This window comes from Baekduia sp. (genome assembly GCF_035685985.1).
Classification (GTDB): Bacteria; Actinomycetota; Thermoleophilia; order Solirubrobacterales; family Solirubrobacteraceae; genus Baekduia.
Genome location: NZ_DASRZV010000035.1, coordinates 187415 through 212542 on the forward strand (window position 1 = coordinate 187415; position 25128 = coordinate 212542).

General features: G+C 72.7%; 14 protein-coding genes. 6 read left to right on the forward strand and 8 right to left on the reverse strand.

Annotated features, from left to right (window positions below; genetic code table 11):
* Positions 1 to 93 precede the first annotated feature (93 nt).
* Positions 94 to 525 carry an Lrp/AsnC family transcriptional regulator gene (locus VFG42_RS24175; RefSeq protein WP_324911402.1) on the forward strand — a complete coding sequence of 144 codons (432 nt, stop codon included), beginning with the start codon at positions 94 to 96 and terminating at the stop codon, positions 523 to 525.
* A 187-nt stretch (positions 526 to 712) separates the two neighbouring features.
* Here the strand turns inward: VFG42_RS24175 and VFG42_RS24180 are convergent, their stop codons facing one another.
* From VFG42_RS24180 to VFG42_RS24190, 3 genes are all read right to left on the reverse strand, one after another.
* Positions 713 to 1267, reverse strand: coding sequence for a hypothetical protein (locus tag VFG42_RS24180; RefSeq protein WP_324911403.1), 555 nt, complete (start codon positions 1265 to 1267; stop codon positions 713 to 715).
* Positions 1267 to 10872, reverse strand: a complete 9606-nt coding sequence (locus VFG42_RS24185; RefSeq protein WP_324911404.1) for a polymorphic toxin-type HINT domain-containing protein — start codon at positions 10870 to 10872, stop codon at positions 1267 to 1269. Before VFG42_RS24185 ends, VFG42_RS24180 begins: the two co-directional genes overlap by 1 nt.
* A 291-nt stretch (positions 10873 to 11163) precedes the next feature.
* On the reverse strand, positions 11164 to 11598 hold the full coding sequence (locus VFG42_RS24190) for a VOC family protein (protein WP_324911405.1): 435 nt from the start codon (positions 11596 to 11598) through the stop codon (positions 11164 to 11166).
* Positions 11599 to 11942: 344 nt separating this feature from the next.
* Between VFG42_RS24190 and VFG42_RS24195 the strand changes: the two genes are divergently transcribed.
* On the forward strand, positions 11943 to 12500 hold the full coding sequence (locus VFG42_RS24195; protein WP_324911406.1) for a hypothetical protein: 558 nt from the start codon (positions 11943 to 11945) through the stop codon (positions 12498 to 12500).
* Here the strand turns inward: VFG42_RS24195 and VFG42_RS24200 are convergent.
* From VFG42_RS24200 to VFG42_RS24210, 3 genes are read right to left on the reverse strand one after another with little or no spacing between them, the layout of a single operon-like run.
* Positions 12497 to 15880, reverse strand: coding sequence for a hypothetical protein (locus VFG42_RS24200; RefSeq protein WP_324911407.1), 3384 nt, complete (start codon positions 15878 to 15880; stop codon positions 12497 to 12499). The two genes, VFG42_RS24195 and VFG42_RS24200, sit on opposite strands and share 4 nt — an antisense overlap.
* 9 nt (positions 15881 to 15889) lie before the next feature.
* A complete protein-coding gene (locus tag VFG42_RS24205; RefSeq protein ID WP_324911408.1) occupies positions 15890 to 18049 on the reverse strand; it encodes a hypothetical protein in 2160 nt (719 codons plus the stop codon).
* Positions 18046 to 20166, reverse strand: a complete 2121-nt coding sequence (locus VFG42_RS24210) for an NHL repeat-containing protein (protein WP_324911409.1) — start codon at positions 20164 to 20166, stop codon at positions 18046 to 18048. Before VFG42_RS24210 ends, VFG42_RS24205 begins: the two co-directional genes overlap by 4 nt.
* Positions 20167 to 20469: 303 nt before the next feature.
* Here VFG42_RS24210 and VFG42_RS24215 point away from each other — a divergent pair, with 303 nt between their 5' ends.
* The 4 genes from VFG42_RS24215 (at position 20470) to VFG42_RS24230 (ending at position 23313) form a co-directional block, all read left to right on the forward strand.
* A complete protein-coding gene (locus VFG42_RS24215; RefSeq protein ID WP_324911410.1) occupies positions 20470 to 21015 on the forward strand; it encodes a hypothetical protein in 546 nt (181 codons plus the stop codon).
* A 100-nt stretch (positions 21016 to 21115) separates the two neighbouring features.
* Positions 21116 to 21727: a TetR/AcrR family transcriptional regulator gene (locus VFG42_RS24220; protein ID WP_324911411.1), complete on the forward strand. Its 612-nt coding sequence runs from the start codon at positions 21116 to 21118 to the stop codon at positions 21725 to 21727.
* A 140-nt stretch (positions 21728 to 21867) separates the two neighbouring features.
* The gene (locus VFG42_RS24225; RefSeq protein ID WP_324911412.1) at positions 21868 to 22506 is read left to right on the forward strand and encodes a TetR/AcrR family transcriptional regulator; all 639 of its coding nucleotides are present in this window, start codon (positions 21868 to 21870) and stop codon (positions 22504 to 22506) included.
* 186 nt (positions 22507 to 22692) lie between these two features.
* Positions 22693 to 23313 (forward strand): TetR/AcrR family transcriptional regulator, encoded by a 621-nt coding sequence (locus VFG42_RS24230; RefSeq protein WP_324911413.1) that lies wholly within the window; start codon positions 22693 to 22695, stop codon positions 23311 to 23313.
* On the opposite strand, the gene VFG42_RS24235 is transcribed toward VFG42_RS24230, so the two are convergent.
* Both VFG42_RS24235 and VFG42_RS24240 read right to left on the reverse strand, forming a co-directional pair.
* Positions 23297 to 23743 (reverse strand): hypothetical protein, encoded by a 447-nt coding sequence (locus tag VFG42_RS24235; protein ID WP_324911414.1) that lies wholly within the window; start codon positions 23741 to 23743, stop codon positions 23297 to 23299. The two genes, VFG42_RS24230 and VFG42_RS24235, sit on opposite strands and share 17 nt — an antisense overlap.
* A gap of 135 nt (positions 23744 to 23878) precedes the next feature.
* A complete protein-coding gene (locus VFG42_RS24240) occupies positions 23879 to 25069 on the reverse strand; it encodes a TetR/AcrR family transcriptional regulator (RefSeq protein ID WP_324911415.1) in 1191 nt (396 codons plus the stop codon).
* Positions 25070 to 25128 lie beyond the last annotated feature (59 nt).

A 25128-nucleotide genomic window follows, 5' to 3' on the forward strand; every position in this document is an offset into this window, starting at 1 on the left:
TTCGCCGTTCTAGGGACGCAAGACGCAAAGTCTTTGCGCTATGGCGCGTGCCCACGTAGGGTTCTGCGCGTGCACCGACGAGACCTTGACGCCGTGGACCGGCAGATCCTCGACCTGCTCGTGGAGGACGCGCGGCGGTCGGCCAGCGAGATCGGGCGCGAGGTCGGGCTCTCGCCCGCCGCCGCGAAGCGACGGATCGACCGCCTCGAGGAGTCCGGCCTGATCCGGGGCTACACCGCGGTGCTCGACCACGCGCGGCTGGGCAGCCGGCTGGAGGCGTTCACCGAGCTGCGGTTCGCGCCGGGCACGCAGGTCGCCGACATCGACGAGGCCGTCGGCCACCTGCCCGAGGTGGTGGAGTCGTTCACGCTGGCCGGCGAGCCGGACGCGCTCGTCCGCCTCCGCGTGGACGACGTCGACCACCTCAAGCGCGTCATCGACCGCATCCGGCGCGGGCAGCGCAGCGGCGCGAAGGTCGTGGGCACCAAGACGCTGATCGTGCTGGGGACGAGCCGGGGCGGCTGAGCCCGGCGGCGGCGGGTCCGAGGGCCGCTCGGGGCCGTGTCTGGGGCAGGTCGCGGAAGTACTGGAGCACGGCGAGCACTCTGCGGTGATCGGTCCCGCCGGCCGGGAGGTCGATGCCCCGAGGCGACGCGACGCTGAGGGTGCCGTCCAGCGCCCCGACGCGGTCGATCAGCCCGCGCAGCACGGGTCAGTCGTCGCGCCGGCCCCCGGCCGGCGGCGGGCTCCGCCGCCACCAGCACCACTCGATCTCCGCCATCGGGGCCAGGCGCTCGTACTTGTCCTCGGCGAGCCGGACCCGGAGCCCGCTGCGCCCGTCGTGCGTGATCGCCTCCAGGATGCCGATGTCCGGATCGACCCATCCGAGCGGGTCGGCCAGCACCACGCGTGCCGGGATCAACGGCGCGCCGGTGAACTCGCTGTCGGCGTAGTACACGCACATGAGCGCCTCGGGCTCCACCGCCGCGCGGACGCCGGGCAGCCCCTGCTCGACGTCCGCCGCGCTCGCGCCGACCAGGGCCCAGTGGTCTTCGACCTCCGGCGGCACCGGTGCGGCGCCCATCGCGACGGCGTGGGTGACGCGCCGCACCTCGGTGAGCAACCGGTCGCTGTCCTCCAGCGACGCGAAGGCGATCGCCTCCGGAGCGCATCCCAGCGTCTGGGCCAGCTCCTCCCGGATCGCGGGCATGGCCGCCCGGCCGCGGTTGCGGCGTAGGGCAAGGTCGAGCGCGTGAGAACGGTCCATCAGCGCTTGTAGGTGTATCGCGTCTTGCCGCCGCGCTTGGTGCGGTTGTTGTACTTCGGGTGCTCGCCCTTCGGGACCTCGTCGGCGCCCTGCTGCCGCCGGCCCTGCTCGTAGTGCGGCCCGTGGTCCTCGTCGACGCCGTGCCGCGCGACGACCTTCTCGTTGCCCTGGTGGTCGCGGTAGCGACCGCTGCTGTGCGATCCGCCCCCGAACTGCTCGAACGGCTGCTGGCTTGTGGGGATCCCCGCGTCACGCTTGGCCTTCCGGCGCGCCTGGCGCGACGTCTCGGACTCGACCTCGACATCCCCTCGGTCGCGCTTGGGAGCATCGACCTTCTTGGCGCAGTTGTGCACCAACACGGGCTCGGTGCCCGCGTAGTAGGTGTGGACGCCCTGGACGGTGAGGTTGAAGACCCGGCCCCACAGGCCGTAGCGCGAGACCGCCGAGACGGTCGCGGGCCCGCCGTCGGCGGTGCGCAGGACGTCGCCCGGCCGCAGGTCGGTGGCGGCGACCCAGGCGTGGCGGCTCTCGACCCAGAACGGATGCCGGGCGGTGGCCTGGATGACCGTGCCGTCGACGACGATCCGGACCATCGCCTTGATGCCCTCGCCGACGATCACCCGCTCGACCGGACGGGGACCGGTCACGCCCGTCGCCAGGTCGGTGGCCAGCACGACGTCGCCGACCGCGATCGTCGAGATCGCCGTCGCGGCGCCGTCGCCCAGGACGACCGGCGTGTCGCCGGCGAACGAGTTCGCCGTGCAGTCGGTGGCGACGTCGGTCTTCGCCGAGCGCGAGCCGGTCTTGCCCGTCGCCTCGGCCGCGCCCTTGGCCCCGGCCTTGGCGCCCGCCTTCGCCCCCGCCTTGGCGCCCGCCTTGACGGCGGCGCTGGCGCCCTTGCCGCCGGCGACCGTCCCGGTGATGTAGCCCGCGCAGTTGGCCGCGCCGCGGCCCTTGCAGGAGCCGGCGATCGTCTTGGCCGTCTGCCACGGGTGCGTCGCGGCGTGGGCCATGCCCTTGGCGGTGCGCTCGGGGTGGGTGACCGCGTCGGCGGTCTCCTTGACGCTGTCGTAGCCGCCCTCGGCGAACTCCTTGCCCTGCTTGGCCCCCTCCTTGGCGACGTCCTCGCCCTTGTCCTTGACGTCGTCGAGGGTGTCCTTGGCGTCGTCGAGGATGTTGTGGCCGTCGTACTCGACGTTGGTGATGGGGTTGCCGCCCGCCCACGCGTAGCGGCTCTGGGTCAGCGGGTCGGCCTCCAGCGCGAAGTCCTGCGCGGAGTCCTCCAGCCGGTCGGCGGTCTGGAAGCGCCCGACCTGCGGCCGGTAGGCCCGGGAGCGCATGTCGTAGGTCTTGACCGCCGCGTCGTACATGAAGCCCTGGAACCGCAGCGGGTTGGCCTGGGCGTCACCGCTCAGCTGGGTCTCCAGGTCACTGCCCGCGGGCGTCATGGCCGCGGAGCGCGCCGACTGCGCCGCGCCGTAGGGGTCGTAGCGGTAGCGGTTGAACGGGCCGCCCGCGGCGTCCGGGTTCGTGGAGCCGCTGCCGTTCTCCAACCCGCCGATCGACCCGTTGGCCGTCAGCGTGAACGACCGGTAGCCGCCGGCGCCGCCGCTCATCCCCAGCGGCTCGCCGTCGGCGGAGTAGTCGAAGGTGCGCGTGCTCGCGCCGGTGGTCTGGGCGCTGAGCTCCTCGCTCGTGCCCGCGTAGGAGTAGCTCTTGGTCGTCGCGCCCGCCTGCGCCTGGCGGCGGTCGAACGCGTCGTAGGTCGTCGTCGTGGCCGTGCCCGGCGTGCCCGAGGACGAGATCGGCGTCGAGCTGACGACCCTGTTGTAGGCGTCGTAGCTGTAGTTGGTCTTGTTGGTGCCCTCGGTGATCGACGCGGGGTTGGCGCCGCTGGTGGCGTCGTAGGCGTAGGTCGTCGACTGCTTGAAGGCGCCCGCCGACGCGCTGGTGCCCATGAGGCGGTCGGCGAGGTAGGTGTAGTCGGTGGTCCCGGTCGTCCCGATGCCGCCGCTGGTGTCCTTCTCCTGCTTGAGGTCGCCGGTGCCGGTCAGCTGGTAGTCGGTGACGTCCAGCGCGGACGTGCGGTATCCGTCGGCGTCGTACTCCGGCCGTGTCCACTTCGTCAGCTGCGCCCGCGCGTTGTAGGCGTAGGTGCCGTTCTCGTCGGCGGTCAGGTTGCCGTCGGCGTCGTAGGTGTAGGCCTGCGGCAGGCCGAGCTGCGGGCCGCTGGACAGCGGCGGCCCGGGCGGCTCCATCAGCGAGATGCCGTTGGCGTCGACCCGGTTGACCTGGATCGGGCTCCCGTCGTCGCGGAACAGCTTGGACTCGCTGACGCGCGTGGCGGGCGCGACGCCCGCGGACGCCTGCGCCGTCTCGACCACCGTGTCGGGCTCGCCCGACGGGAAGAAGCTGCGCTGCCAGCGCTGGATCGGGTAGCCGCCGCCGGTCGACGGCGTCACCGTGGTCGCCACCTCGCGGTCGAGGTGGTCCCAGTCGCCGGCGGTCAGCTTCCCGCCCGTGTACGTCGACCCGGAGATCGCGCCGTCGGTGCGCTGCGACGTGCGGTTGCCGGCGAGGTCGTAGGCGGTCAGCGTGTCCTTGCCGCCGGTGAACTGCTCGTCGTGGCTGGTCGGCCGTCCCGCGTGGTCGTAGCCGAGCGCGTAGCGGCGGTCGTCGCCGGTCGCCGCGGTGGCGACGTCGTCGGTCAGCGCCGTCACCTGGGTGTTGGCGTCGTAGTCGTAGGTCAACGTCCGCGCCACCGTGGCGGGCGGCGTCGGCGACGTCGTCCGCGTGCGCAGCGCGCCGCTGGGGAGGTAGTCGCGCCGCGTCACCCGCGACGCGCCGCCCTCGCCGTCGTCGGTCGCCGAGCGGTTGGTCTTGGTCGACCACGACGTCTGCAGGCCGCGGCGGTCGTAGTCGTAGATCTGCCGCTCGCCGTAGACGGCCACGGTGCCGCTCTGCGCGTCCGGCCCGGTCGCGGTGCGGATCCAGCCGTTGTCGTAGTTGGCGTAGACCGTGCGCTTGACGCAGTCCCCGGCCACCGGCGTGGCGGGGGCCGCGGCGCACGCCGCCGGCGCGGCGGTCCAGTCGTTGGCCTGGCGGATCGCGGTGACGTACCCGCGCGCGTCGCGCTCGAAGTCCTGGCGGTAGCGCTTGTCGGTGGTGTCGGCCGGGTCGCTCGCCACGCCCCACGGGAGGTGGACGGAGACGAGCAGGTTGTCGTCGTCGTACTCGTTGAGCGTCGCGCGCCAGCCGGCGTTGGCGATCGTCGGGTCGGCGCGGTCGGTCGCCGAGGCGAACGAGGACGTCGCGGGCGCCGCGTCCGCGTACCGCGGCAGGCCCGAGACCAACCCGGACATGTTGACCGTGCGCCGCAGGTTGCGGTTGCCGTCGTACTCGGTGACGGTCGTCGTGCGGGCGTTGGGCGCGGTCGCCGTGCCCTTGCTCGTGGCCCACGGCAGGTCGCGGCCGTCGTAGGTGGTGGACATGACCCGCGGCAGGACCGGGCCGCCCGCCGCGGCGCGCGCGCCGGGCTCGGAGGACTGCGTGCGGTTGCCCGCGCGGTCGTAGGTGTAGGACGCGACCTGGCCGAGCGGGTCGGTGACCTGCGTGGTCCAGCCGTTGGGGTCGTAGCGGACGTCGGTGTCCCAGTCGCCCTTCGGCCCGCCGTCGAGCATCGGGTAGGAGCCGCAGCTCGGGCTCGCCGACGCCTGCGCGGTGCCGCGCGGGCTGCGCTGTCGGACGACCTGGCCGACGTTGTCCAGGCGGTAGCGCGTCACCGCCAGCTCCTCGTCGATCGCGGCGACGAGGCGGTCGGCCTGGTCGAAGCAGGACCGCGTCGTCCAGGCGGCGCCGTTGGGCTCCTGCACGGCGACCACGTTGGAGTTGTCGTCGTAGGAGTACTGCGTGGTGTTGCGCGCCGCGCCCGGCGTCGCCGAGTTGGCCGGCGTCGTCCGCGACAGCATCCGGTCGAACTGGTCGTAGGCGGTGGTGGTGCGCTCGCCCTCGCCGTCGGTGGTCGCCGCGAGGTTCCCGTCGCGGTCGTAGTCGGTCGTCTGGACGATGTAGCGCTTGTAGTTGTCCTGGACGCGCTGGTAGGGCGTCGTCAGCGCGCCCAGGCGGCCGAGCGCGTCGCGGGCCAGCGAGCGCCGCGCGCGCTCGCCGTTGACCAGCGGCGACTCCAGCTCGGTGACCGACGTCAGGCGCAGCTCGTTGTCGTAGGCGAACTGCACGTCGCCCGCCTTGGGCAGCACCGTCGGCTGCTCCTGCGGCGAGACCGTGCCGAAGTCGCCCTCGCCCTGGCCGCCGTCGGACGGGTCGGTGTCCGGGGCGTCGCCGTCGTTGCCCAGCTGCGCGACGTCCTTGAGCGTCAGCTCGTCGCCGCCCTGCCCGGGCGTGAAGGTCCACATGGCGGGCCGCGTCGTGGAGAGCAGGTCGCCCGTGTCGAGGTAGGTGTTGGTGAACGCCTTGCCGCGCGGGTCGGTGACCGTCGTGGCGTTGCCGACCGCGTCGCGGGTGAACAGGACCGTCCGGACCGCGTTGGCGTAGCTGCTGGCGCTGGAGGCGATCCGCGGCTGGGTGATCGACGTGATGTCGCCCGCGGCGTCGTACCCGTACTTGGTGACGAAGTCGTCGGCGCTGACCTTCTCGGCCGTGAAGTGGCGCGGGTTGCGGACCTCGGTGACGAGGCCGTCGGCGCGGCGCGCGACCTCGGTCCTGCTGCCGTCCCGGGTCTGCGTGAGCATCCGGTCGGCGCCGTCGTAGGTGTAGGTCGTCTCGTAGGCGACGTCGGGCGTCAGCGGGTCGGCCGGGCCGAACTCCGAGCCCTGGTTGCGCGCGTCGCGCACGCGCGTGACGTTGTCGTTGGCGTCGTAGTCGGTGCGGGTGGTCAGCCGCAGGCCCGCCGGGTCCTCGACCCGAACCGTCTGGCGGTCGGCCTTGTCGAAGGTGAACGACCAGCGCCGGCGCGCGGTCATCGTCGCGTTGGCCGCCGGGTCGGCCGGCCACGTCGCGTTGGCGCGCGGGTCGCTCTGCCCGACGACGTTGTCGCGGCGGTCGTAGGCGTAGCTGGTGACCAGGTCCGTGCTCGCCGACGCGCCGCGCGAGCGGCGCCGCTCGACGACCGGCCGGTTGACGTCGTCGTAGGTGTAGGCGGTCGAGTAGTCGTCGGCCTGGGCGGTCACGACGCCCTTGGGCCGCGTCTCGGAGGTGACGTTCTGCTCGGCGTCGTAGGTGTACTCGGTGGTCTCCGGGGCGACGGTGGGCTCGTCGACGTGCGGCACCGCCGGGCTGGCCTTCTCGACGACGTTGTCCATCGCGTCGAACGCGCTGGTCGACACGGCGCCCGTGCCGTCGGTGGCCGTCAGCAGATCGCCGTTGTCGTTGTAGGTGTAGGACCGCGTGATGAACTGGCCCTGCTCCGAGCGCTTGGGGATCTCCTCGGTCCTGAGGCGGTCCTGCGCGTCGTAGGTCAGCGACGTGCGGTAGCGCTTCTGGGCGTCGCCCAGGCCGCCGAAGGCCTGCGAGCGCGGGTCGGCCACCGCGGTCACGTTGCCCACGGCGTCGTAGGCGTAGAAGGTGTGACCGCCCTTGGGGTCCCAGACCTCGCGCGGGAGGCCCGAGGGGTCGTGCTGGTGGTAGCTGACGACGTTGCCGGCGGGGTCCCTGTCGTAGTCGACCAGGCCCCAGTCCAGGTAGGCGGTCTCGGCACGGCCGCCGGCGCCGTCGATCGTGGCGGTGACGTTGCCGCGCGCGTCGACCTCGAAGCGCGTGGCGAAGTCGTTCGGGTCGCCGGTGTCGGAGCCCTTCGGCGTCTCGATCCGCACCAGGTCCGAGACGAACCCGTGGGCGGAGTCGGGGTAGGTGGCGCCCGGCGAGAACCCGTCGCCGTCGCGGTAGCGCAGGACCGTCCGGGCGTCGGCCCCGTCGATCGTCTCGATCAGGCGGCCGTTGGCGTTGTAGGCCATGCGGGTGACGGCCTCGTCGGCGGTGCCCGCGGCCTTGGCCAGGACCGTCAGGTTGTTGTCCGCGTCGTAGGCCATCGTCGTGGCCGTCGCCAGCGGGTCGGTGCGCCGGACCGGCCGCCCGCGGCGGTCCATCCGGTAGGTGTAGGTCTTGCCGCGGCCGTCGGTCAGCCGCGCCGTCCACCAGGAGTCGGAGCCCGACGTCGCGGTGTCGTAGGCGTAGGTGTGGGTGTTGGTCCGACGGTCCCGCAGCGTCGTGACGCGGCGGTCGGCGAGCGGGTCCTGGACCAGGCCGGCGGCGGTCAGCGTCCCGTACCCGCCGGTGTAGGTGAACTGCGTGGCGTGGCCGCGCGGGTCGGTCACCCAGGCCAGGTCGCGGTCGCCGCCGGTCGGCTCGTAGCCGAAGCCGAACGAGCGCTCCGCGGAGGTGCCGGTCGCCTCGGTCAGCGTGGTCAGGCGCCCCGTCGTGGCGTCGTAGGCGAACGTGGTGACGCGGCCGGCGTGGTCGGTCAGCGTCGCGATCGGGCCGGCGGCGGAGGCGTAGGCCAGCGTGACGTCGCGCCCCGCGGCGTAGGACGGCGCCAGGCCGGCGGCATCGGTGACCTTGGTCAGGCGCTGACGGCAGGCGACGGGGTCCAGCGTCGTGCTCGGCCACATCGGGCAGGTGGCGCCGACGACCTTCGGGACGATCTCGTAGGTGTACTTGAGCGCGTTGCCGTTGCGGTCCTCGGCGTAGGTCTGGTAGCCGAGCGAGTCGTAGTAGAACGTGATGCCGTCGGGCCGCGTGATCGCCCACGCCTTCTGCTGGTCGCCGGAGAAGCGGCGCAGGTGCAGGTCGACGCCCGGCGGCGGGTCGAAGTGGGTGCCGTCGGCCGACGCCGTGAACGGGTGCTGCGTGCCGTCGCCGTCGATCAGCCGGACGGTCCCGGCCGCCGCGGTCGACAGGTCCAGCGGCTCGTTGACGCGCGTCAGGCCCGACAGCGTCAGCGACCACCCGCGGCTGAGCTCGTCGTAGCCGCCGCCCGACTGCGCGTTGTAGGTGACCTGCGCGAACGTCGACAGCCCACGGCCGGGGTTGACGAGCGGCGTCTGCTGCCACACGAGGTTGCCGCTGGCGAGGTTGACGTACGCGCTGGAGCCGCCGCCGGTCTCGACCTGGTCGTACGGCAGCCAGTCCTCCAGGCCCGACCAGCGCGTCTGGTCGAAGGAGACGGTCCCGCGGCTCGCGGTGAACGTCCGGTCCGACGCGTTGCCGAGCATGTCGGTGGCGTGCAGGCGGAACGTGAGGCCGCCGGGCGCCAACTTGGTGGCGTCGACCGTCGCGACCAGCGTGCGGTCGCAGGAGACGTCCTTGCAGGCGCGCGTCGTGGCGTCCAGCAGGCGCTCGGTCGGGACGCCGCCCACGAGCTCGGTGACGTACAGCTGCACGTCCTTGGTCCCGGCGCCGCGGATCGGGAGGACGCCGTCGAGCACGTCGGCCCGCAGCCGGTACTCGTCGCGCGTGAGCGTCGTGCCGCGCGCGTCGTAGAGCGTCCCGCTGAGCGTGATCTGGGGCCCGGTGGTGTCGACGACGAAGGTGATGTCCTCGGTCGCCTCGTTGCCCACCTTGTCGGTGGCGACCACGCGGATCGTGTGCTGCCCCGGCCCGTACTTCGTGGCGTCGACCGCGAACGTGTCATCGGTCCCGCAGGAGTCGGCGCAGCCGGCCGCCGGCGCGTAGGCGGCCTCCTGCTGGAACCCGCTGCCGTCGAGCTTGGAGATCGACACCGTCACCGAGGCGACGCCCGAGCGCCGCTGCGCGTCGGTGCCGCCGGGGACGCCGTCGGTCGCCACGACGTGCAGGGTCTTCTGGGCGGTGCCCGCCATCGGTGTGCCGGTGGCGATCCCGTCCAGGTCGATGACCGGCCCGGAGCGGTCGACGCCGACCTTGGCGGTCGGCAGCGGCGTGGCGACCGTGTTGCCGAGGACGTCCTCGGCGTCGAGCGTCAGCGGCACGAGGCCCTCGGGCAGGGTCGCGGTGTCGGGGTTGACCGTCCTCTGGAGCGTGCGGTTGTTCCACGTGGCCGGGCAGGCGTTGGCGAGCGTGCCGAGGCAGGGGTCCTCACCGGTGACGAGCGTCGTCCCGCCGTAGCCGACCTTGACGCGCTTGGCGCCCAGGCCGGTGTCGCTCGCCGTGACGGTCACGGGAACGGTCCCGGACCGCCGCCACGGGGTCGGCGTGGCGACCTGGCCCGTCACCGTCGGGCGGTCGGTGTCCTCGCGGTAGAGCTTGAACCCGCTGTAGTCGACGGAGCCCGACTCCGCCCACGGATGCGAGGGGCCGGTGGTGTCGGCGAAGGACCCGCCGACGAAGGCCCGGTTGCCCGGCGTGCCGCCGATCCCGCACGTGCTGGTGACGCAGATCTTCTGCACCGTGGCGGCGCCGCAACCGACGGCCGTGCTCGTCCTGGACCCGATCGGCCCGGTCCCGGTCGCGCCGTAGGCGCCTTCGTCCGCCCCGCTCGCCGAGCGGATGCCCGCGGCGCCGCACTGGCCGGAGCCGCTCGCGGCGAGCCCGCCGATGTCCACGCGGCTGATGAAGCTCGTGCCGGGCGACAGGAGCCGCAGCTCGCCGGAACCGGACGAAGCCGCGATGTCGTCCCCGCAGTTGCGGTAGATGGACACCGACCCGCTGCCCACGCCGTAGTCGCCGTCGCAGTCGTAGTAGGCCCCGTCCCACGAGAAGTCCAAGAAGCTGGAGGCGTTCGGGTTGGTGTCGATGACCGGGTCGACCACGATCGGATAGGCGACGTCGGCCGGAGCGTGGACCTTCACGGCGACGCCCGCACCGGAGCGCTCGAGCGTCACCGGCACGGCGTGGTGGCCGGCGTCCCAGGCGACGGGCGCGCTCACGCCGCCGAGGGTCCGGCCGTCCTGGACGATGCGGAACCCGCCGCCCTCCGGCTCCAACCGGTCGTCGGCGCCGAGCGCGAGGTCGAGCGCGAGGGTCTCCGGGCTCTGCTCGGAGCGCAGGACCCAGCCCACCTGGACGCCGGCGCCCGTGCCGGCCACGATGGCGTCGGTGTCGGTCAGCGCGTTGGGGTAGACGACGCCGGCGCCGTCGGCCACGCCGGCGACGTCGCGCGCGTCGACCAGCTTGACCTTCAGGTCGTCGCCCAGCGCGACGACGCCGGCCGACCGGCCGGGGATCGCCAGCGGCGTGGGCGCGGCGGTCGGCGCCCAGCCGCCGCCGGCCGCGGGACGCAGGGCGCGGTCGACGGCGATCCAGCTCCCGCCGCGCCGGACGTAGGCCGGTGCGACGGACTCCAGCAGGACCCGGCGGCCGCCGACGCGCTTGATCGCCGTGCGCTCGTCGAGCACCTCGGCCGGGACGGCGGGCGGCGTCGGCGCCGCCAGCAGCCGGGCGGCCTGCTCGCGCGCGACCGCCGCGGCACGTGCGTCGGAGAGCGTGGTCAGGCCGCGCGCGGGCGGTGCCGTGGGCGCGGGCGCCGCCGACGAGGCGGGGGCCGCCGTCGAGCCCGGGGTGGCGGTGGACGCCGGGCGCGTGACGGACTGCGCCTCGGAGCGACTCGAGCTCCAGGCGAGCGCGGCCACCAAGATCGACAGCACCACCGCACCGGTGACGACCAGCGTCGACACGCCCACACGAGAGCCGCGAGACATTCCCACCCCTGAGATCGAGATCGGGCGACCGTCCGGCGCGGAGCGCCGAAGCGAAGACCCCTGATGGCCCCGCCCGCCGGCCGTGGCGGGCGATGAGGCATGTGTTCAGCAGCGCTGTGGACCGGACAAAGAACGCTGACTAGAGGGGCAGATCAAATACCGCGAGTTGTGTTGCGTCAAGGAACCGCCGTGGCCGAAACCTGATGTTGTCCGTCGACAGACAGGCCGCGCGACGCCGAGGTGCCGACGGCGATGCCCTCCGGCGTCTCAGGCCTGCTGCTCCTGCGGCACCGCCGCCGGGTCCATCCACATGACCTGCCAGCCGTGGCCGTCCAGGTCGAAGAAGCTGCGCGAGTACATGAAGCCGTGGTCCTCGGCGTCGTCGTGGTCGACGGCGCCGGCGGCGACCGCGGCGTCGGTGACCGTGTCGACCTCCGCGCGGTCGTCGACGCTGAAGCAGAACAGCCCCAGCGCGTGCGTGCGCGGATCGGCCGGCGGGAGCTTCGTGAGCTCCAGGAACTTCTCGTGCTCCACCAGCATCACGAACGCGTGCTCGCCGACCAGCATGCACACGCCGTTGCCGTCGCTGAACGCCGGGTTGAACGTGAACCCGAGCCGCGCGAAGAACGCCCTGCTGCGCTCGGCGTCCTCCACGGGCAGGGTCACGAACAGCATGCGGCCGGGGTGTGCGGGGGTGCTCATGGTGGGTCTCCAGTCGGGTGGTTCAGCCGTCGGACACCACGTAGACCGACCCCGCGCCCGGAACTCATCGCGGTCGACGTCGTCCGCTTGGCCGTCGAGCGGCCGCGCCCGACCCCACCTGAGCCGTCCTGCCTCACCGCCGACCGCCGCCGGCGGGCAAGGCCGTCGACCCCGAGATCACCCCTGATCTTCGGCCGGCGCCGAACGTCCGCGTTTACGAGAAACGCCGCTGTTGCCTCGAACAGCGATAGGCCGTAGGCTCGCGCGCTGTGTCACCCCACGGACACGCAGTCGGCGTCTTACCCGGTCACCGCGATGGCACCTGGGACACGTTGCGCGCGGCGGTGCCGTCGGCTGTCGCGCGCCACGGGATCGAGCAGGTGGGGCTCGAGCAGATCGCCGAGGTCGCGTGCGTCGGCATGCGGCGAGCGCGTGACCGCGTCGGCGGCGACGACGCGCTCGGGCTGATCGGCAGCGCGTACCTGGCCTCGGCCGGCGGGCTGCAGCGCGGCTTCCAGCGCGCCGGGCTCGACGCGCCCAACGCGCGCGAGGGTCTGCGCCACGCCGTCGGCTGGCTGCTGAACACGCTCGCCGACGACCCCGCCCGCGCGGCCTTCTGCTACGTCGAGATCGTCCGGGGTGCCAGGCCGCTCGTGACGTTGCGCGAGCAGATCCGGCGCGGCTCGGTCGGCTTCTGGAGCTCGCAGCACCAGCGCAGCGTGCCGGGGCAGGGGCTGCCGCTCGAGCACTTCGAGCTCGTCAACAGCGCGACGATCAGCCTGATCGTCACGCGGACGGCGCAGGGCCGCACCGACGAGCTCCGGGACCTGCCCGACGCCGTGATGGCGCTGGTCGAGCCGGGTGAGGGGCCGATCCCGAAGCTGTCGGTCGTGCGCTGCTAGCGGCTGGTCTTCTTGGCCTTGGCGGGGCCTGCCGGGTCGAAGGTCACGGTGACCTTGCCGACCGCGCCCGCGGTGCGCCGGGCGGTGATCGTCGCCACCGTCGACTTCGCGATGGTCTTGCTGGTCTTCTTGATGCCCTTGCCGGTGACGGTGACCTTGCCGGCGCCCAGGCCGCCGACCTTCAGCGTGACCGCCTTGGCCGTGACCTTCTTGCTGAGGATCTTGGTCGGGCAGGACGGCGTCTGGACGTAGACGTCGGCGTCGGCGGCCTTGTTGTTCTGGCCGTCGATCTCCTGCTCGGCGATCTGCGCCGCGGCGCAGATGTCGGTCTTGGCATCACCGGTGATGACCAAGATCCCCTTCTTGCCCCCGTTGATGTCCAGCTTGAACGAGGACACCGCCGCGTCGGGGATGTCGTCGAACGTCGTGACCAGATGCTCGTTGTCGGGCGTCGCCGACGTCCCCGTCAACGTCAACCGCACCCCGTTCTGCCCCACCAACGGGATCACGAGCTTGGGCAACGTCGCCTTCGACCGCCCCGTCCTGGGATCGACCCGCTGGTTCTTGACGAAGTACACCGGACCGCTGAGCGGCTCATCGAGGATCGGCGTCACCGCCGACGCCCGACCCACCACGCTGCCGGCCGGACAGTTGGGGATCACCTTGGACCCCTCCACGAACGAGCACATGTCATCCGACCTGGCCTGCTCGGGATCCAACGCCAACGACAACGGCAACGTCACCCGCACCCGCTTCAGGTTCGCCTGACCACCAGGCTGCGTCAACACCGCGCTCAACGCCGGATGCGACCCATCACGCGTCTGCCCGCGGCCCGACAGCGACATGGACAACTTCGGCGTCAACGCCAGGTTCTTGCATGCGCTGACCTGGAGCCGCTGGCTGATCGGGACGGCACGGCCGTCCGGCGCGCTCAGCGTGCCGCCGATCGTCTTGGCCTCGCACGACGTCGGGTTGACCATGAACCCGGGCCGGTCGACGACGACGTCCAGCGACCGCATCCGCAGCGGCACGCCCTTGACGATCGTCGGCAGCGGATCGGAGACCACCGTCACGTGCGCGTCGATCGGATCGATGTGGATCGCCTGTCGGACGACGACCGTGCCGAGGTCGAACGGCCCGGCCTTCGCCCGCGCCGCGACCACGAGGCCGAATTGCCCGCCCTTGTAGCCGTCGGTGAGGAACACCGGCTGGTCGCGCAGGTAGAACGGCGCGCTGCCCGGGCCGACGCCGACCGTGGCCGAGCCGACCCGCGACGCCGCGCCGCAGGCCCCGGTCGCGGCCTGCGCCTCGGCGCAGCGCGGGATGCCCTTGAGGCGAGCGAGCAGGCCGGGCGGGAGCTGGAGGGTGAGACCGTCGACGACCTGCTGCCCGTCGGCGCGGTCCACGTGCAGGCCGAACGACGAGAACGCGCCGGCGGCGCTCGACGCCGAGCCTGCCGAGAACGCGGGCGCGAAGGCGCCGAGACCGGCGCGGCAGTCGGTCGTGAAGCCGCTGCTCCGCGTCGTCGGCGCGGCGCTGGACCACGGCGTGAGCTCCGCCACGACGTCGTGGCGCCCGCACGTCGCCGGCGTCGCCAGCGGCGCGCGCGGCCCGTCCTTGAAGCGCAGCGTCAGATCGGACACCGGCAGCTGCGGGTTGTCGGCGAACGTGACGACGAGCCGGCCGGTCGCCGGGTCGGCCTTCACGTGTCCGAGCAGCTTCACGGTCACGCCGCGCAGCTCGTTGCGCAAGGCCAGGATCAACCGGAACATGTCGCCCGAGGCCGGGTCGTCGGACTTCTGGGTGCCCAGGTAGATCGCGCCGTCGAGCGGATCGGCGAGCACCGGCGTGGTCGCCGTCGCGGTGCCGATCTTCGACGCGCCCGGGCACGCGACCGGAGCGTCGCTGCGCAGGCCGGCCTGCTCGTCGGTGCACGCCTCCAGGCCGTTGGCCGACGACGGGTTGATCGTCAGGCCCTCCGGCAGCGTGACCGTCGCCGTTCGCAGCGGCGGCGTGCCGTGCGTGTCGACGTCGTCGGTCTGGGCGAACGTCAGCCGGGTCTCCAACCCCGTCGGGGCATCCGCCTCCCGGGTGCTCGGCGCCGCCGTGAACGTCGGCTGGAAGTCGAGCACGTCGCAGCCGGTGACGGCGCTGCCGGTGGTGTCGGAGTAGGGCAGGTCGACGTCCGGCGACTCATAGGAGTCGAGGCGCAGGGTCGTCGTCAGCGGGCCGGCGGCGCAGTTGGTGGGGTTGGTCAAAAACGGCCGGCGCGCGGCGTTGGTGGTGGCGCCGAAGCCGCCGACGTCCGGGTTGTAGCGGTACGGGTCGTGGCGCGGGTCGGCGGGATCGCCCCACATGATGAACTCGGTGCCGAGCAGGCCGGCGAACGAGGACAAGTGCTTCAACGACACGGTGAGGCCGTAGTCCCCGGAGGAGCGGACGTTCGCCGAGAAGTGCACCGGGACACCGGCGACGTTGAACCCGAACGCCGCCGTCTCCCCGTCCGCCGGGGTCATGTTGTAGATCGGCGTGCTCGCGTTGACGATCACCTTCGTGATCTTGATCGTGATGTTGGCGATGCCGACCTGGCTGGCGATCGGGCAGGTCGGGTTGGGCGTGCTCACCTTCGCGGCCGGGCAGGTGGCGAACGCGGTGGGGTTGCCGATCAGGCCGGCCGGCAGGTCCACGTCGATGTTCCGGGTGTTGCCTGACGTGACGAGCTGGCCCTGCGACGACTGACGCGTGGTCATGAGGAAGCCCGCCGCGACCTCGAACGGGTGGGCGCCCGCGCGCGTGTCGGTGCGGCCGTCGGCATCCCGGGCCCCCGCGTGGAACGATCCGGGCCGGGCGCCGAACGGCGCGGGCGTCGAGCTGACCGTGATGTCCCGTGAGGTGCTGATCTCCGCCGGAGCGCCGCCCCCGGAGAGGGTCGACGCCACGGTCACGGTGCCGCTCAGCGACGGGGCGACGTCGACCGTGATGTCCACCTGGTCCGGGCCGGAGTAGCGCGAGGGGCCAGGGTTCTGCGTCGGCGCGTTCGGCTTCGTGACGCAGGTCACGGTCTGCGTGCCGGAGCACGTCCACCAGGTCTGGCTCTGCGGATGCAGGGTCATGCCCTCGGGCAGCGCGATCGTCGCGGTGATCGGCGCGCTCGTCGGCTCGTCACCGCGGTTGCCGACGACGACGATCACACGCCCGCTGCCGCCCGGCGCGAAGTTCGTCGGGTAGTTCTGCTGGTCGATCGTGAAGATCGGCGCGGCGGAGGCGCCCGCGGGCAGCACGAGCGCCACCAGCGCGAGCAGGAGCGCCGCCAGCAGCCCGTGGCGCACGCGCGCCACCGGCCCGTGCGGGCGGCGGAGGTCGTTCGAGTCCTTGCGCATCGTCAACACCTAGGCCTTCGTGGTGACCGCGAAGCGCGCGGTCGTCGTACGTCCCGTGTTCGGGCGGAACTGCACCGCGCCGGTCACCCGCAACTTCTTGGAGCGCTTGAGCGCGCGCCGGGCGCTGGAGGTCAGCGTGACGGTCAACGTCATCGACTTGGCTCGCGAGACCGCGACGCGGCGCGTGGTGACGTAGCGGCCGCTGACGGTGAGCACGCCTGCCGTCGGGGCGCTCACGCGCAGCGTGACCTTCTCGCGGCGGGCCGACTGCTTGCGCACGGACACGGCGCCGACGCGAGTCGGCAGCGCGGGCTGCTCGCCCGGCCGCGCGGTGCCACTGGCCGGCGCGAACGGCACGGGCGCCGGGCCCGGCGGCGGCTGGCAGGCGTCGCCCACACAGCCCTCCGGCGCCGGATCGGGCGTGGGGAAGCCGCCGCCGACGCGCGCGTCGTAGAGGTCTCGGTTGCCGTCGTGGTCGCCCGGCACCAGCCGGTCCGACGTGGCGAAGTAGACGTCGGTGCCATCGGCGCTCACGTCCACGACGATCTGGTCCGCGTCTCCGTGCCCGCTGGTGAGCAGGTAGGTCCGTCCGTCCTGCCACAGGTACACATCGTCACGGCCGTTGTCGTCCCTCGGGTCCAGCGGCGTCGCCGTCGTGAAGGCGATCGCGCCGTCGTTCGAGGGTCGGGTCGGCAGGTCTGCCGCGCCCAGTTCTGGCATCGACGCCAGGGGTTGGCCGTCACCGCAGGAGACGCAGATCACGGCGCCCGATGCCACGTCCAGCCGGTAGGTCTGGGTGGTGCCGGCCGTGTCCTGCTGGGTGAGCGGACTTGGTGACACGAGCGTCGCGAACCGACCGTTGGCGCTGAACGTGCTGCCCGAGACGAACGCGCGCACGCCGATGAAGGTGTACTGCGTGCCGCCGGACGCCTCCGGCTTCGCCAAGTACAGGTTGTCGGCGCCTGCCACGGGCACGTCGCCGCGGGCATTCGGCGCGTTCGCCAGGACCTGCGTGCTGGTGAGCAGCAGCGTCTGGCCGTCATCGGACAGCGCGTTGACCAGCCGGTTCTGGTTCTTCACGACGTCCGGCGCGATGAAGCGCAGACGTCCGGTCGTCAAGTTGTATTGGTAGAGGCCGGGCGCCGTGGGGTCGGACGAGCCGTCCCCGTCCACGAGGCGCGTCGCGGATCCGAAGTACGCCAGCTCGCCGGACCTGGACGCCCCGGCGAAAACCGGCAGAACGCCGGCGTCGTCGCAGGTCGCCTGAACGCACTGCTCCGCGTCCAACTGCCGCGTGACACGATCGTCCTCGCGCACGTACAGGTGCATCGGACGTCCGCCGGCGCGCTCCCCCGTGACGAAGAACACGCGCCTCCCGTCCTGGGAGATGGCGTTGGGCCCGCCGCCTCCGGAGCGTGTGGCGCCCCCGACGCTGCTGGCCAGGCCGCCGATCGACGCACCGGCCTCGCCGAGCAGCGTGCCGTCGGTGGCGCGGTTGACGAGCCGTGTGCGGCCGTCCCTGCGCACGTAGGCGTTGATCGCCCCCGGAAGCGAGCCCGCGGCCTCCGGCTCGATGACGTCCGACGTCTCCCAGCCGATCGAACGCCCGTCGGCGGAGACCTGAGGGGCTTGGAAGTCCGGGCTGCCGGCGCCGGCCCCAGGCAGGGAGCCGCGCGAGACGCGCGTCCATCCGTGTCCGTCGGTGACGTAGGCGTCGAAGCTCCCGGTCGTGTCCGTCGGGTCGGCCGCGATCTGGGTCCAGCCGACCACGTCCTCGCACGTGTCGCACAGGAACGCACCGTAGTTGGCGAGGAAGTCGGCGGCGCTCGAGAAGTCCGCGTCCAGAGGGGCGGTGATCGGCAGGCTCACCCAGCCATCCGCCGTGCGGCGTGCCAGGTACTGGCTCAGCCAGCCGGTGTCCGATCCCGCGAACGAGGCGTAGGAGTCGTAGACGACGCGCCCGGGCATGGCGGAGCTGAAGGCCCCGCCGATGCCGCCGTACCGGGTCTGCGAGAGCAGCATCGCGTCCCCGCCCGACTTGTCGTCGGGCGAGACCTTCTCCAACACGCGGTTGGCGGGCAGATTGGGCGCCGCCGACGCGGTCGCCGCCGCGAACGGGGCGAGCGCGCACAGGACGCCGGCGCACAGGGCACGGACAGGGGCGGTCATCGATCAGCACCTCGGTTCAACGTGACGTTCAGTTTGCGTGTCGACGGCGTGCCGCCGACGGGCGCGAAGCGAACGCGGATGTGGACGGTCGCCGCGCGACCGTGACGACGCAGGGCCTTGCGGCCCGCCGCCGAGAGCGGCGCGCGCACGGTCACCGTGCCCGCCTTCGCGGCGTCGGCGCGGCGCGTCGCCAGCGACGTGCCGCCGCTGACCGTGACGGTCCCGGCGCTGCCGACCTTGGCCGACACCGTGATCGTCGTGCCGCGCAGGCGTGCGGTCGCGCTCAGGCTGTTGGACGGCTTGGGCGCGGCGACCTTCATCGCCACCGCCTCGGACTGGTGGCCGCAGTCGACCTGCACCCCGACCGTGCCGCGTGCGTCGTCGGGGACGACGAACGTGATCGCGTTCGCGCTGTAGGCCGTCGTGGCCACGAGCGCGCCGTCGACCGCCACCGAGCCCACGAGCCCGAGGTCGGAGCCGCTGAGGGTCACCGAGCGTCCGGCCGTCACGGTGCCCTGGGGCGCCCGGAGGCTCGGCGCGGCGCAGCCCCACGGAACGGCGCCTCCGCCGGGCAGCGGACCGGGCGCCGTGAAGCCCGGGCGCGCCGGCGTGGAGAACGCGACCCGCTCGCCTGCCCGGTCACCGCCGACGGTGGACGCCGTGACCTGCGCGAGGAAGCGCTCGCCGGCGGGAAGCCCGGAGAGGACGGCCGTCACCGCCTGCGCCCCGTCGCGCGCGTCGATCGCGATCGGCCCGACGCTGCTCGCGTAGGCGGAGTCGACCGACGCCACCGACACCGTGTAGCGGCCCGCATGGCCGCGCGTGTCGACCGTCGCGTGGACGGTCACGCCGGTCCCGTCGACGGACGCCGAGGCGCCGCCGATCGCCGGCGCCGCCGGGCCGGTCGTGAAGGTCGCGTCGGCGCCGACCACCGCCGGCCCGATGCCGTTGTCGACGACGACGCGGAAGTGGTACAGCGTGTCCGGCCGCAGGCCGTTGACGAGCTCGCCGATGCGCGTTTCCGTGCCGCCGTCGCCCGCCGACCGGTCGGGGGTCCGCGAGCCGTAGCCCGCGTCGGTCCCGTACTCGAAGTGGAACGTGGTCGCCGCCAGACCGGGGTTGACCGTCGCGCCGAGCACCGCGGCGTCCGCGGTGACGCCGGTCACGCCCGGCGCGGACACCACGGGCGCCACCGGCACGGTCTCGTCGTAGGCGAACACGCGCACCACGCCGAAGCCCTGGTCCTTGTCGGAGAGGACGTAGAGGCGCCCGCCATGGCCGGGCCCGATCGCCGCGCCGGCGATCTGACCCCACTTCCCTTCGGGCAGCGTGTAGCTCGCGCGCGGCGCGGTCGCGCCGGCGTCGTAGAACCGGACCGCCGGGATGACGTCGGAGCTGTAGGAGTCGTTGCTGTCGCCGACGACGACCTGGTCGTCGGCGTTGACGGCCAGCGCGTTGGGCTCGGTCAGCCCGTCCAGCGCGCCGTCGGGCTCGCCGGCGGCGGTGAAGCGCCGCACGGTCGTCCCGTCGACGAGCAGGATCGCGCCCGTGCCGTCGACCGCGATCGCGCCCAGCGCGGAGAAGGGGCCGGCGGGGACGCCGGTGGCGATAGGCGTCCCGTCGGACGCGTAGCGCTCGACGGCGTTGGTGTCGGGGTTGGCGACGAGCAGGTCGTCGGTGACCGGGTCGACGGCGAGCTGGCCGTGGGTCGCCAGGGGCGCGAACGTCGCGTCCGGGGTGTGGCCGCTGGTGAACTTGACGACCGCGTCGGCGTCGCTGACGTAGATCGACCCGTCGGACGGATCGACCGCGAGCCCGCTGGGGTCGTCCACGACCCCGGCGCCGAACTGGTCGGCGTAGGTGGCGCCTCCGGCGTCCGGCGTGAAGACCTGAACGCGATCGTTGTCGCGATCGGCCACGAGCACGTCGCCGTTCGCGGCCACGGCGACCGCGCGCGGTGACGTGAACTGACCATCGTCCCCACCCTGGTCGCCGAACGCCCCGGCGAACACGTAGCCCGGGGCGGCCGCGGCGGGCGCGACCTCGACGACACCGACGGCGCACACGGCCGCCACGGCGGTGACGGCACGCGCCGCCCGCCAGGTGCGCCTGCTCACAGGCGCACCACGCTTGCTAGGACCCGACAACTCTCCTCCTCGTCCGTCCGGGCGACACACCCGGCAACGTCTGCCCGAGGCCCGCGAGCCCTCCACACCGTTGGAGATACACAGGCGTTCCTCGATTGCCGCGCAACCGTAGACAGGCTGTATCTGGAAGTCAAGCGTGAGGCAGATCTCCCGAGACTCCATGCGATCATGGGGGAACGCAAACGTTCCTCTTGACGAAGCGACGGCGCCTGTGGTTGGTTGATATTTCAGGAACGTTCCTGTGTAGCAAACATCAACCAACCAGGAGGAAAGATGCTCATCACCAAGATGCGTGCGGCCGTCGCCACGGCCGCGGCGGCCGCGGCGCTGCTCGCCGCGAGCGCCGGATCGGCCGCCGCCGCGCCGGCCCACTGGGTCTCGCCGAGCGGCTTCGGGCTCTACGGCACGAACATCACGCTGACGCTCAACGGCGGACAGCCGAAGACCTGTCCCACGTTCTCGCTGAGCGGGTGGACCCAGAACTCGGGCTCGCAGGGCTCCATCCAGTTCCAAGGCGCGTCGAACGCCACGTGCGGCGGCGGCGAGCTGAAGATCTGGCCCACCGCGACGGCCTCGACCACGGCCACGGGCTACGCGCTGACGTTCGGCCCGTCGGGCTTCGGCAACTGGGACACGGTCTGGAGCGTGTCGTCGTCCCCGATCAGCCTGGTGCCGGCGACGGTGCCGTTCACCAACGGCACGCCGTCCAGCGTCACGTTCAACAACACGCCGATCGGCACCCGGATCAGCGGCGGCGGCACGATCGCCATGACGGGCGTCCTGCAGACCGTCCTCGTCAACCAGACGCTCGCCCCGTAGCACCAGACGTGCCCGGGCCCCGTCGGGGCCCGGGCACGCGTCGTCTCTATGACAAATTGTCGTTTGGCAAACGTCTACGTCTCTCGTAGGATCGCCGCCCGTGACCTCCCGTTCCCCACAGCTGACCGATGCCGTCACCCTGCGTCCTGGGGCGGTCGCGTTCCCGGCTTGGTGGCCGCGCAGCCCGCGCAGCGCGATGCTCGCCGGGATGGCCGCGGCGTGTGCCCAGGACGGCTACGTCAACGCCCGGGTCGAGAACGTCATCGAGCACGCCCGCGGCTCGCGGCGGACGTTCTACCGCTACTTCGACAACCGCGAGGACTGCGTGCTGGCCCTGCACGAGGCGATCCTCGAGGACTGCCTGCGCGCGGTCGGCGACGGGCCGCAAGAGCTGGAATCCGCCTTGTGGCGCTTGATGACCTACTTCGCCGCATGGCCTGCGCACGCGCGCCTGCTGCTCGTCGAGATCCTCGCGGCGGGCCGCGCCGGCGCCGCGCGCCACGAGGCCGCGATCGCCCAGCTCTCCGAGCGCCTAGCCGAGTGCGCGCCCACGCCCGGCGACGACGGCTGCCCGGCGCTCACTCCCGAGCAGCTGGCGCAGGCGCAGTTCGGCGCGCTGCACATGCTCGTCCTGCAGCGGGTCATCGGCGGCCAGGAGCGCTCGCTTCCGCGCCTCACCCCGGCGCTGGTCGCGCTGGCCGAGCGCGGTTAACCGAACCTGTCAAAAACTCTTTTGCGTTGCGCTCGCGGAGACGTGTATGTTCCTCAGCGAGCATGATGAACGGACGATCGCCGCATGCCCGCGCAGCTCACCAACTCCCGTCCGGTCGCCACGGGCTGCCGCGGGACTTCGTGATCTCCAACCAGCGCGAGCGGATCCTCGGCGGCGTGATGATCGCCGTCAGCCGCAACGGCTACGGCCGCACGCGCGTCGAGGACGTCATCGCGCTGGCCGGCGTCTCGCGGCGGACGTTCTACGACCACTTCGCCAACAAGCACGAGGCCTTCATGGCGGCCTACGACTTCGTCGTCGAGCAGCTGCGCGTCGGCGTCGCGGGCGCCTACGCGACGGGCGGCACCTGGGCCTCCAAGGTGCGTCGGGGGCTGGCCGCGTTCCTCAACCTGCTGGCCGGCGAGCCGGAGCTCGCGCACGTCTGCATCGTCGAGGTCGTGGCCGCGGGGCCGGACGCGCTGGAGCGGCGGATGGCCGCGATGGCGGACTTCCGGCAGTTCCTGACGCCGCCGACGCCCGAGCACCCTCCGGTCATCGTCTCGGCGGTCACCGCCGAGACCGTCGTCGGCGGCGTCTACGAGGTGATCTACTCGCGCGTGGTCACCCACCGCACCGAGGAGCTTCCAGGCCTGCTCCCGGCGCTGCTGTACAGCGTGCTGCTGCCGTTCGCCGGCCCCGAGATCGCCGGCGCGGAGTACCGACACGCGGCCGCCGCGGCCGCCGCGCGGACGGCGCAACCGGCCCCCACCCCGTTTTGACACACCATGCCCGGACCCGAAGATGGCTCGTTTTGGTCAAAGGGCGATGACGCCGGTAGAGATTTCTCAGCGCCTAGGGTTCCAATCTCCGGCGGACACGGGTACGTTTCCGTCCCTGTGAGCCCTTCTCCGCCTCGTGAGCCCCACCACCTGCCTTCGGGACGCCACGGTCTTTCCCGAGAGGAGGTGCTGGCCAACCAGCGCCGGCGGGTCCTCGAGGCGGTCGCCGACGTGAGCAGCACCGCCGGCTACGGGCCGATGACCGTCGAGGACATCGTCGTCACCGCCGGGATCTCGCGCCGTTCCTTCTACGACCTCTTCACCTCCAAGGACGACGCGTTCCTGGCGTCGCTGGACGACGCGACCGAGCAGCTCTTCGCGGCGATCAAGGACACCCAGGACCAGTCGGCCGGGTTCGCCGTCCGGATCGAGGCGTGCCTGCGGGCGCTGTTGAAGCACTTCTCCGAGCGACCGTCCTACGCCGACATGTGCCTGGTGCAGGTCATGAGCGCCGGGCCCGACGCGGTCGACCGCCGCAACGACGCCCTGCGGCGCTTCGCGGCGCTGATCTGCGGCGTGGCCGAGGAGGAGATCCCCAAGCGGGGGCGGCCGCCGGAGATCATCGCCGAGGCGATCGTCGGCGGGATCTACGAGATCCTCTACGCCCGCGTCCTCAACGGGCGCATCGACAAGCTGCCCGAGCTGCTGCCGGACCTGATGTACTCGGCGCTGTTGCCCTACGTCGGGCCGGATCAGGCGATCGAGCAGCAGCGCCGCCTGCGGCGCCAGCTCACGCGCACGGCCTAGCCGGCAGCGGCTCGCCGGTCAGCAGGACCAGGCCGACCAGGCGCGTCGGCAGGTCGTCGAGCTCGTCGAGCTCCAAGGCAGTGGCGATCACGTGGACGACCGCGCCGCAGAGGAACTCCAGGTGCAGCTCGGGCACGGGCTCGCCCGGATGGTGATGCTCCCAGCCGCGGCGCACCGAGGAGATCGTGCGCCGGCGCTCCAGGTCGGCGAGCGCGAGCAGCTCCCGGCCCGCGGTCCGCGCCCCGATCACCAGCAGCCGCGCGGCCGCCGGGTCTTCGGCCACCTGCTCGGCCAGGCCGGCCAGGCCGGCGGCCACGCCCTCGCTCCAGGAGCCCGCGGTCCACACGCGGTCCTCGAACCGCGCGCGCATCGCGACCGTCGCCTCGACCAGGGCGGCACCGTTGCGGCGCGGGACATCCGTGCTGACCATCTGGGACCTTTCCCCTGGAGGTGTAGGGCGTACCGGCGTGCGCGGGACCGAGTCCGGCTAAGGAGAAACTCTCGTGTGTACCTAATTGTGACGTACGCAGGTCACGCGGTGGGAAAATTCTTCACCCGCGCACGATCAGCCCCGTGGTCGTGATATCGAGAAACGCGCGCGGTTCCCGGTTGTCACGCCGCGCGGGGCCGGCGCGATGCCCGCCAGCAGCTCCCAGCCGTGCCGGGTCAGCGTCCACCGGTGCGCGCGGTCGGCGCGGGCGAGGCCCGCCTGCTTGAGGTCGTTGAGGACCCGCAGGCACGAGGACATGTCACGGCCCGCTCCGCGCTGGATCACGGCGAGGTTCGCGCTCCCGAGCTCGCGCAGCAGCTCGAGCACGCGCAGCCGCGAGGAGTTCAGCGAGTACGGGCGCGGGCCCGGATGCGCGGAGGGAGTGCCGAACACCCACGCGCCGGAGAGCGCCTCGACCACCGGCCGGCGCAACCCCCGAAAGCGCGGGTCGCGCGTGTCGTCGCGGGCGACCAGGCAGCGGATCGCATGCGCCAGCGCCGGCCCGTGGTTGCGCGCGATCGCCAGGTCCAACGTGGCGCGGAGGTCCTCGATCCCGTCGTCCCCGTCGACGGCCCAGAACGCGTCGGTGACCTGCCGGACCAACGCGGGCGGGCCGTCGCCGCGCGGCCGCACGGCGGGGCGCCTGCGCGCCCGCGGCGCCGGGCGCCCGGACATGGCGCTCACGATCTGGACGAGCTCGCGGTGCAACGCCGGCGTCGCGGCCAGCGTCCCGTCGAGCACGTGCGGGCGCAGCGCGGCCAGCGCCGCCTCGACGCCCCATTGCGGCGCGGTCGGCGGCCCGCCGGCGGGCATCAGGCGGCGCAGGCGCTCGCGCACCGGGGTGAGCGCCTCGTCGCGCCGCCGCCAGGCCTCGGGCCCGATGCCAACGGCCTCGAGCATCGCAAAGCGCGTCCACGCCAGATCGGTCGCCGCCGCGTCCAGCAGCGCCCACACCCCCGCCTGCAGCGCCGCGTCGAGGTCCGGCGCGGCGTCGAACGCGCGGCAGACGCGGTCGACGGCGAACGAGATCCCATGGCTCATCGCGTCGACGACGAGCCGCTCGCGCGTCGGGTAGAGCCGGTACAGCGTGACCTTCGTGACGCCCGTCGGCTGATGGATGTGCTCGAACGGCGTGTTCGCGATCCCCGCCTTTGCGACGACCGTCGCCGTGACGTCGAAGATCCGCGCGCGCTGGTGGTAGGTGACGTACTCGCTGGGGAACCCGTGACGCCCAGGAGCTACAGGCTGAGCGGCAGACGATGGCATCTCGTGCGGGAGCGTAACGGTTTGGGGTACGCGTGTGTGTTCTCAACATTGGCGAAGGC